9 protein-coding genes are annotated in these 8858 nt (G+C 61.4%); all 9 read left to right on the top strand.

The window, feature by feature from the left end:
* The first annotated feature begins 432 nt into the window (after positions 1-432).
* The 9 genes from E6C55_RS32835 (at position 433) to E6C55_RS32875 (ending at position 8196) form a co-directional block, all read left to right on the top strand.
* The gene (locus E6C55_RS32835; RefSeq protein ID WP_136374058.1) at positions 433-1653 is read left to right on the top strand and encodes an ATP phosphoribosyltransferase regulatory subunit; all 1221 of its coding nucleotides are present in this window, start codon (positions 433-435) and stop codon (positions 1651-1653) included.
* Complete coding sequence (hisG, locus tag E6C55_RS32840) at positions 1650-2288, top strand: ATP phosphoribosyltransferase (protein ID WP_136374059.1); 639 nt, start codon at positions 1650-1652, stop codon at positions 2286-2288. Before E6C55_RS32835 ends, hisG begins: the two co-directional genes overlap by 4 nt.
* Before the next feature lie 43 nt (positions 2289-2331).
* Positions 2332-3618: a histidinol dehydrogenase gene (gene hisD, locus E6C55_RS32845; RefSeq protein WP_136374060.1), complete on the top strand. Its 1287-nt coding sequence runs from the start codon at positions 2332-2334 to the stop codon at positions 3616-3618.
* Entirely contained in the window at positions 3618-4226 is a 609-nt protein-coding gene (hisB, locus tag E6C55_RS32850) for an imidazoleglycerol-phosphate dehydratase HisB (protein WP_136374061.1), read from the top strand. Before hisD ends, hisB begins: the two co-directional genes overlap by 1 nt.
* A gap of 1 nt (position 4227) precedes the next feature.
* A complete protein-coding gene (gene hisH / locus E6C55_RS32855; RefSeq protein WP_136374062.1) occupies positions 4228-4845 on the top strand; it encodes an imidazole glycerol phosphate synthase subunit HisH in 618 nt (205 codons plus the stop codon).
* Positions 4846-4851: 6 nt separating this feature from the next.
* Positions 4852-5610 (top strand): phosphoribosylformimino-5-aminoimidazole carboxamide ribotide isomerase, encoded by a 759-nt coding sequence (gene hisA / locus E6C55_RS32860; RefSeq protein ID WP_136374063.1) that lies wholly within the window; start codon positions 4852-4854, stop codon positions 5608-5610.
* A gap of 35 nt (positions 5611-5645) precedes the next feature.
* Positions 5646-6404, top strand: a complete 759-nt coding sequence (hisF, locus tag E6C55_RS32865) for an imidazole glycerol phosphate synthase subunit HisF (RefSeq protein WP_136374064.1) — start codon at positions 5646-5648, stop codon at positions 6402-6404.
* A complete protein-coding gene (gene hisIE / locus E6C55_RS32870) occupies positions 6401-7063 on the top strand; it encodes a bifunctional phosphoribosyl-AMP cyclohydrolase/phosphoribosyl-ATP diphosphatase HisIE (protein ID WP_136374065.1) in 663 nt (220 codons plus the stop codon). The genes hisF and hisIE overlap by 4 nt, the downstream gene beginning before the upstream one ends.
* A 179-nt stretch (positions 7064-7242) precedes the next feature.
* Positions 7243-8196, top strand: a complete 954-nt coding sequence (locus E6C55_RS32875; RefSeq protein ID WP_136374066.1) for a ribose-phosphate diphosphokinase — start codon at positions 7243-7245, stop codon at positions 8194-8196.
* Positions 8197-8858: the final 662 nt, after the last annotated feature.

Raw genomic sequence — 8858 nt, forward strand, 5'->3', positions numbered from 1 at the left:
ATCTACAAATAACCATTCTGTGAAAGATGCGTCGAAGAGCCGTATGCGGGAATTCCGCACGTACGGATCTGTGAGGGGGACGGGCACAATCCTCGAAAGGAGAGGCCCTACCTACTCGACCATAAAAACCGTCGGCGGCGAGAAGAGAGGGCTGCTGCGGACCCACGGAGCGGAGTGGAAGTTGACTCGAAAGAGTGCTCGTGATAAAGTACAGAGAAAGCTTTATTTTGGCAGTATGGTAGAATGGTAGAACTTTAACGCGATGAAGTGGCGGTCGGTTAGAAGCCGAGTGTTGTTGGGTGGATCGTTGTCGGGCGGGTCATCGTCGAGCCGATTGTTGTCGAATGGACCGTTATCGGTCGGATCGGCCGTTGAACGGGGCGCGTCGGACGGATCGCATATGCGAAGAGTATAGAGTCAGGGGGAAGCGTCGTGTCCAAGCCAAAAGTGTTCGAGAAGCCGACGGGGGTGAAGGATTACTTGCCTCATGCGGTATCGAAGCTGCGACGAATTGAACGGAATGTGCTGGAGTGCATGCGTCGCTGGGGGTATGAGCAGATCATCACCCCGACGATGGAATATTACGATACGGTAGGGGTGGCGAGCGCCACCTCCGATCAGAAGCTGTTTAAGCTGTTGAACCAGAGGGGGACAACGATTGTCCTGCGCTCGGAGATGACGTCGCCGATCGCGCGGGTCGCTTCGTCGCTCCTCAAGGAGTCTCCGTTCCCGCTGCGGCTCAGCTATCACGCGAATGTTTTCCGTGCATTCGAGGAGGAGGCGGGCCGGGATGCGGAGTTCTTCCAGACCGGCGTCGAGCTGGTCGGCGATCCGTCTTCGGAAGCGGATGCGGAGGTGATCGCGCTCGCGATCGCGTCGCTGAAGGCGGCCGGCGTGCCGTCGTTCAAGATCGCGGTCGGCCATGTCGGCTTCCTGAACGGGCTGTTCGGAGAAGCTCTTCCGGATCGGCCCGAAGAGCAGGAGAATCTGAAGGCGCACCTGCTGCAGCGCGATCACGTCGGCTACCGCGATGCGCTGAAGAAGCTGGAGCTCGAGGACAATGTGCGCGGCGAGCTTGAAGGGATTTTGCGCCTTCGCGGCGGAGTCGAGGTGTGCGAGCAGGCGCTCAGCCTGAGCCGGAGCACGGATGCGCAGGCGGCGATTCGCCAATTGTGCGAGGTGTGGGAGGTGCTGGCGGCGTATGGCCTTCAGGAGCATGTGCTGATCGATCTGACGATGATCGGGGATTTCTCCTATTATACGGGCATGACGTTCGAGGGCTACGCGTCCCATCTGGGCTTCCCGGTATGCAGCGGAGGCCGCTACGACAATCTGCTCGCCCAGTTCGGCCGTCCGGCCGCGGCGACCGGCTTCGCGCTCAAGACGACCCGCATTCTTGAGGTGGCCGAGGGCGACGAGTCCGAGGAGAACCGGGTGCTGGTCGTCTACGGCAAGGAGAGCCGCAGGGAAGCGCTGCACGAAGCGGAGAGGCTGCGCGAGGAAGGGCTGATCGCGGTGACGGAGAAGGCGGACGCCCTGGAGGCGGTTCTGCCCGAGCTTGAGGCCGAAGCGGCGGAAGGGCCGTTCGTTCACCGGGGGATGACCTTCGGCAGCTTGGTCGTCTACGGGCAGGAAGAGGAGGGGCAACAATGACCGACAACGGCGTTCTGAAGGTTGCGATGCCGAAGGGGAGAATCTACAAGCAGGCGAGCAAGCTGTTCCGGGAAGCGGGCCTGACGATTCCGGAGGACTTCGACGATACGCGCAAGCTGATCATTCCCGTTCCGGAAGCGAACATGGAATTTATTATGGCCAAGCCGGTCGACGTGCCTACCTACGTGGAATACGGCGTGGCGGACATCGGCATCGTCGGCAAGGACGTGCTGATGGAGGAGAACAAGGACGTCTACGAGCTGCTCGATCTCGGCATCGCGAAGTGCCGGATGTCGGTCATCGGCCTGCCGGGCTGGAAGCCGGTCATTCATCCGCGCGTGGCGACGAAGTATCCGAACGTCGCTTCGCAATACTTCCGCGAGTTGGGGCAGCAGGTCGAGGTGATCAAGCTGAACGGCTCCATCGAGCTGGCCCCGCTCATCGGCCTGGCCGACCGAATCGTCGACATGGTCGAGACGGGGCAGACGCTGAAGGAGAACGGGCTGGTCGAGCGGGAAACTCTGTTCTCGGTCACGAGCCGGCTCATCGCGAACCGCGTCAGCTACCGGCTCAAGAACAACGCGATCCAAGCGCTGTGCGATCGGCTCGGCCAGCAGATTGCGGTACGGGGCTAAGCTCTAACAGAGCAAGAACGGAAGAAGGAAAGGGGAGAAGGCTATGTACGTCGGATCGGCTGACGGCTTCCGGCTGGAACGCCAGACCGAATATGGAACGCCGGAGCAGAACGCGGCGGTCAAGGAGATCGTCGAGGCGGTGAAGCTCGAAGGAGACGCGGCTCTTCTGCGATACACGGAGAAGCTCGATAAGGTGAAGCTTCAGCCGGCGGACCTGCGGGTGCCGCAGGAGGAGATCGAAGCCGCTTACGACAAGGTGGAGCCGGAATTTCTCGCCGCGCTAAGACAAGCGGCGGCGAACATTACCGCGTTCCACGAGAAGCAGAAGCGGACGACATGGATCGACGCGCAGCCGGACGGCACGCTGCTCGGCATGGTGCTGCGGCCGCTGCGCCGCGTCGGCCTGTACGTGCCGGGCGGCAAGGCGGCGTATCCGTCGTCGGTGCTCATGAACGTGCTTCCGGCCAAGGTAGCCGGCGTGCCGGAGATCGTTATGGCGACGCCGCCGGCGACGGGGGGCCGCGAAGGCATTGATCCGTACATCTTGGTGGCGGCCGCGGAAGCGGGCGTGACGGAGATGTACCGGATCGGGGGAGCGCAGGCGGTCGCCGCGCTCGCGTACGGGACGGCGAGCATCCCCGCCGTCGACAAAATCTGCGGGCCCGGCAACATCTATGTGGCGCTCGCCAAGCGCGCCGTGTTCGGCGCGGTCGACATCGACAGCATCGCCGGGCCGAGCGAGATTGCGGTGCTGGCGGACGACACCGCCGACGCCGGGTACATCGCCGCGGACATGCTGTCGCAGGCGGAGCATGACGAGATGGCGTCGGCCGTGCTGGTGACGCCATCCGCGAAGCTGGCCGCCGCCGTCGAGGCGGAGCTGCAGCGGCAAGTGGCGACGCTGCCGCGGCGCGAGATCGCGGAGAAGTCGCTTGAGCAGTACGGCGCCATTCTGACGGTGCCGACGCTCGCCGACGGTGTGGCGATTATCAACCGGCTCGCGCCGGAGCACTTGGAAGTCATCACCGAGGACCCGCTTGAGCTGCTCGGCGGCATCGAGAATGCGGGCGCCATCTTCCTGGGGCCGTATAGCTCGGAGCCGGTCGGCGATTACTTCGCGGGGCCGAACCACATCCTGCCGACGAACGGCACGGCGCGGTTCTCCTCGCCGCTGAACGTCGATCACTTCCTGAAGAAGTCGAGCCTTATTCGATACAGCCGCCAGGCGCTCCTGAGAGACGCGGCGGGCATCGCGACGCTGGCGCGGCACGAAGGGCTCGAAGCCCATGCCCGCGCCGTCGAAATCCGATTGGAAGGGGAACAATCCTAATGCCGCAAGCAAGCACGAATGGGGCGCGTTACTCCGAAGTGGCGCGCAAGACTAACGAGACCGACATCAAGCTGTCGCTTGGCGTCGACGGAACGGGAACGGTGAACATCGAGACGGACGTTCCGTTCCTGAACCATATGCTGGACCTGTTCGCGAAGCACGGCCAGTTCGACCTTGCGGTCGAAGCGCGCGGCGACGTGGACATCGACGATCATCACACGGTCGAGGACATCGGCATCTGCCTCGGCCAGACGCTGCGCGAGGCGCTCGGCGACAAGAGCGGCATCAAGCGCTACGCGAGCGTGTTCGTGCCGATGGACGAGGCGCTGGCTCAGGTCGTGATCGACGTGAGCAACCGCCCGCACTTCGAATACCGCGCCGAATATCCTTCCGCGCAGGTCGGAAGCTTCAGCACCGAGCTCGTTCACGAGTTCCTCTGGAAGCTGGCGCTTGAGGCTCGCATTACGCTGCACGTCATCGTACACTACGGCAAAAACACGCATCACATGATCGAGGCGGTGTTCAAGGCGCTCGGACGCGCGCTGGACGAAGCGACTTCGATCGATCCTCGGGTAAAGGGCGTGCCTTCGACGAAGGGAGTGCTGTAGGATGATCGCGATCATCGATTACGGCATGGGCAATCTGCACAGCGTGAGCAAGGCGGTCGAGCGGCTTGGCGCGGAAGCTGTCGTCACCTCAAGCCCCGCCGAGATTCTGGCGGCTGACGGGGCGATTCTGCCTGGTGTCGGAGCGTTCGGGGACGCCATGGCGAACCTGCGCGAGACCGGCCTCGAGAGCGTCGTGAAGGAGTACGCGGCGTCCGGCAAGCCGCTGCTCGGCATCTGCCTGGGCATGCAGCTTCTGTTCGACGAGAGCGAGGAGCACGGACAGCACGCCGGGCTCAGCCTCCTTCCGGGGAAGGTCGTTCGCTTCCAAGGGGACTACAAGGTGCCGCACATGGGATGGAATGAACTCTCTTTTACGCACGACAGCCCTATTTTCCAAGAGCTCGCCCCCGGCCATGTGTACTTCGTCCACTCCTACCACGCGCTTCCGCAGCGCAAGGAGGACCTGCTGGCAACGACGGATTACTATCAGCCGGTGACGGCGATCGTCGGGCGCGGCTCCGTGTACGGGATGCAGTTCCACCCGGAGAAGAGCGGCGAGCTCGGCATGGCGCTGCTCGGCAACTTCGTCAAGCTGGTCGAATCTAAGGCAAAGGACTGAGCAAGCTTGCTCTTCAGACCGTGTATCGACATCCACCAGGGCAAGGTGAAGCAGATCGTCGGGGAGACGCTGCAGGAAGATCCGAACCAAGTGGTGGAAAATTTCGTCTCCGAACGGGCCCCCGGCTATTACGCTTCGATGTACAGGGAGGACGGGCTCACCGGCGGGCATATCATCATGCTTGGCGGCGGGAACCGGGAGGCGGCGGTTGAGGCTCTTCGCGCCTATCCGCAAGGAATGCAGATCGGGGGCGGCATTACCGCGGACAACGCGGCGTCGTACCTCGAAGAGGGAGCCTCGCATGTCATCGTGACGTCCTACGTGTTCCGCGACGGCCGCCTGGACATGGACAATCTGCACAGGATCGTCTCGGAGGTCGGCCGGGAACGGCTTGTGCTCGATCTTAGCTGCAAGTCGAAGGATGGCCGCTGGTACGTCGTGACGAACCAATGGACGACCTTCAGCGACGTGGAGCTGAGCGAGGCTTCGATCCGGGAATTGGAGGGGTACTGCGGCGAGTTCCTCGTTCATGCGGTGGACGTGGAAGGCAAGCGCGAGGGCGTGCAGGAGGAGCTGGCGCGGAAGCTGGCCGAATGGACGCGGATTCCGACGACTTATGCGGGAGGGGCGCGTTCCCTGGATGATCTTGAGCGCTTCCGGAGCCTGACGGACGGCAAGCTCGACATTACGATCGGCAGCGCGCTCGATATCTTCGGAGGGACGCTTCCGTACCGGGAAGTCGTGGACTTCTGCCGGAGACGTTAACCGGGGCGTTAAGATGAGAGGGGGCAACGAACGACATGCTGGCGAAAAGAATTATTCCGTGCCTCGATGTGAAGGATGGACGAGTGGTGAAGGGGGTTAACTTCGTCAACCTGCGGGATGCCGGGGACCCGGTGGAGCTTGCGGCTATCTATGACAAGGAAGGCGCGGACGAGCTCGTGTTCCTCGACATCTCCGCTTCGGTCGAAGGCCGGGCGACGATGATCGAGGTCGTGCGCCGCACGGCCGGGGAGATTACGATTCCGTTCACGGTGGGCGGCGGCATCTCCTCGACGGACGACATGAAGCGGCTGCTGCGCGCGGGCGCCGACAAGATCGGCATCAATACGGCGGCGATCCGCAATCCCGACCTGATCTCGGACGGATCGAAGACGTTCGGCGCTCAGTGCATCGTCGTCGCGATCGACGCGAAGTACAATGCCGAGTGGGGCGAATGGGAAGTGTACACGCACGGCGGGCGCAACCCGACCGGCATTCGGGCGCTCGAATGGGCGAAGGATGCGGAGCGTCGGGGAGCGGGAGAGCTGCTGCTCACGAGCATGGACGCGGACGGCACGAAGGACGGCTTCGACCTGCCGCTTACTGCGGCCGTATCGGGCAGTGTCGGCATCCCGGTCATCGCCTCGGGAGGTGCCGGGAACGCCGCGCACTTCGTCGACGTGTTCTCGCAAGGCAAGGCGGACGCCGGGCTTGCGGCAAGTATTTTCCACTACAAGGAAGTGTCCGTTAGAGAGGTCAAGGATGCTCTGCGGGCTCAAGGAGTGAACGTCAGATGACAACAGCGAACCTGGTCGACCAGATCAAATGGAGCGCGGACGGGCTCGTGCCGGCCATCGTGCAGGATGCCGTCAGCAAGGAAGTGCTCATGCTCGCTTACATGAACGAAGAGTCGCTGAAGCTGTCGCTTGCGAGCGGCGAGACGTGGTTCTGGAGCCGTTCCCGGAATGAGCTGTGGAACAAGGGCGCGACGAGCGGCAACACGCAGAGGATCGTCTCCCTGCGCTACGATTGCGACGGAGATACGCTTCTTGTCCAGGTCGTGCCGAACGGGCCGGCTTGCCATACGGGAGCGTACACGTGCTTCTACCGCGACGGCAGCGGAGAGCTCCCGGCGGAGAAGCTGCCTGCAGCGGACCGCTTCGCGCCGCTCAGCGGTCTGGAGGAGACGATCGCAAGGCGCGATGCCGAGCGGCCGGAAGGCTCGTATACGACTTATCTGTTCGAGAAGGGCCTCGACAAGATTCTGAAGAAGATCGGCGAGGAGACGGCGGAGGTTATCATCGGGGGCAAGAACGAGGACCGCGAGGAGATTCGCAGCGAGGCGGCCGACCTGATCTTCCATCTGATGGTGCTGCTGCGCCAGCAGAGAATCCCGCTCGACGAGGTTCTCGCGGAGCTCGAATTCCGCCATCGCAAGCCGACGAAGAAAAATTGACGAAAACAAGGAGATTCGGCGTCGTTCGACGTCGAATTTTCACGTTTCCGCCAAGAATTGAACGGGTACGGGGTCGGAAGAAATTTTAATTTGCCGGCTCCTGTTGTATAATAGATTCCGATTGTGGTCGCTTTTTATTTGCGATTGTTTTTTATTTGATAGAACTTTTGGAGGGGCTCATGTACAGCAGCAGCAAGCTTCGCATTTTCTCGGGAACTTCGAATCCGATCCTGGCCGAGAACATCGCTCATCAATTGGGATTGCCGCTCGGGAAGATCAAGCTCTCCCGATTCAAGAGCGGGGAAGTGTACGTTCACTTCGAAGAGACGATCCGCAACTGCGACGTCTTCCTCGTGCAATCGTTGTCACATCCGATCAACGAGTTCTTCGTCGAGTTGCTCGTCATGATCGATGCCGCCAAGCGCGCATCGGCGCGGACGATCAACATCGTCCTGCCTTATTACGGGTATGCGAGGCAAGAGCGCAAGGCCGCTCCACGCGAGCCGATCTCGGCGAAGATGGTCGCGGACGTCCTGACGACGGTAGGCGCCAATCGCATCGTGACGATCGATCTGCATGCTGCCGCCATCCAAGGGTTCTTCAACATACCGGTCGACCACCTGACCGCCTTGGACCTCCTTAGCGACTATCTGAAGGCCAAGGATATTCGGAATCCGGTTATCGTATCGCCGGACGCCGGCCGCGCATCCACCGCGGAGAAGCTGGCGAACCAGCTCGATTCCCCGTTCGCGATCATGATCAAGAAGCGCCCGGCGCACAACGAATCCGTCATTACGCACGTCATCGGAGACGTCGAAGGGCACACGCCGATCATCATCGAGGACATGATCGATACGGGAACGACGATCGTGAACGTCGTCGAAGGTCTGAAGGAGCGCGGGGCGGAAGACATCTTCGTCTGCGCGACCCATCCGCTGTTCTCGGGCGACGCGGTCAAGAAGCTCGACCATCCGAACATCCGCGAGGTCGTTGTGACCGACTCGATCGCGCTGCCGACGGATTGCTCCACCCGGTTCAAGACGCTGTCCGTCGCGCCGATGCTGGCCGAAGCTATCCGGATCATCATGGAAGGCGGCTCGATCAGCACGCTGTTCAAGAACAACGGCGTTTAATGGCAACGTGGGGTAAAGTGGGCTGAACTAGCCGAACGAAGCGGGATTAATGAGCCGAATGAGCGCTCCCGGTGCTTCCTTCCATGCGAAGGAGGGCCGGGAGTTTTTATATGCGATATATGCGATATGTGCGATACGTGCGATATGTGCGATACGTGCGATATGGGATGTCTCTGCAGGATTCTGCGACGTCATGAGGCGCGGGCAGCCGGAAGCTCCGGAAGCATTGGAAGCGTCGGAAGCGCTGAGACCCCCGGAAACGCCGAACCCCCGAAACCGCGGGACCCCGAAACCGCGAAACTGCGAACCCCCGGAACCCCGAGACCCCGGAACCCCGAGACTCCGAAACCCCGAGACCCCACCTTTGCCGCCAGACACGAGGTTTTTATGTGAAATTTCACATTCGAGCAGCTTGGTAACGGGCCATTTGCACGATTTTATGTGAAAAATAACATATATGGAGAAAATTTCGGCCCGGGATGCCGGATATATGCTAAAAATCACATAAAACGCCGCGCTCCCCCTAAAATCGACGCCGATGAATGTGAAAAACCAGAGCGACCGAGCATAGGTTGAGTAACTTAGCAGGTGGAAACCCTGCTTGGAAAAGGCGAAGCCACGCCACCAATAGCGAGTCTTGGAGCGAAGCTGGCAACAGAGTC

This window comes from Cohnella fermenti, assembly GCF_004801405.1.
GTDB lineage: Bacteria > Bacillota > Bacilli > Paenibacillales > Paenibacillaceae > Cohnella > Cohnella fermenti.

Coding starts and splice junctions, on each gene's coding strand:
- hisB (WP_136374061.1), top strand. CDS start 3,618: ATGCCGCAAGCAAGCACGAATGGGGCGCGTTACTCCGAAGTGGCGCGC.
- hisG (WP_136374059.1), top strand. CDS start 1,650: ATGACCGACAACGGCGTTCTGAAGGTTGCGATGCCGAAGGGGAGAATC.
- hisH (WP_136374062.1), top strand. CDS start 4,228: ATGATCGCGATCATCGATTACGGCATGGGCAATCTGCACAGCGTGAGC.
- hisF (WP_136374064.1), top strand. CDS start 5,646: ATGCTGGCGAAAAGAATTATTCCGTGCCTCGATGTGAAGGATGGACGA.
- hisIE (WP_136374065.1), top strand. CDS start 6,401: ATGACAACAGCGAACCTGGTCGACCAGATCAAATGGAGCGCGGACGGG.
- E6C55_RS32875 (WP_136374066.1), top strand. CDS start 7,243: ATGTACAGCAGCAGCAAGCTTCGCATTTTCTCGGGAACTTCGAATCCG.
- hisD (WP_136374060.1), top strand. CDS start 2,332: ATGTACGTCGGATCGGCTGACGGCTTCCGGCTGGAACGCCAGACCGAA.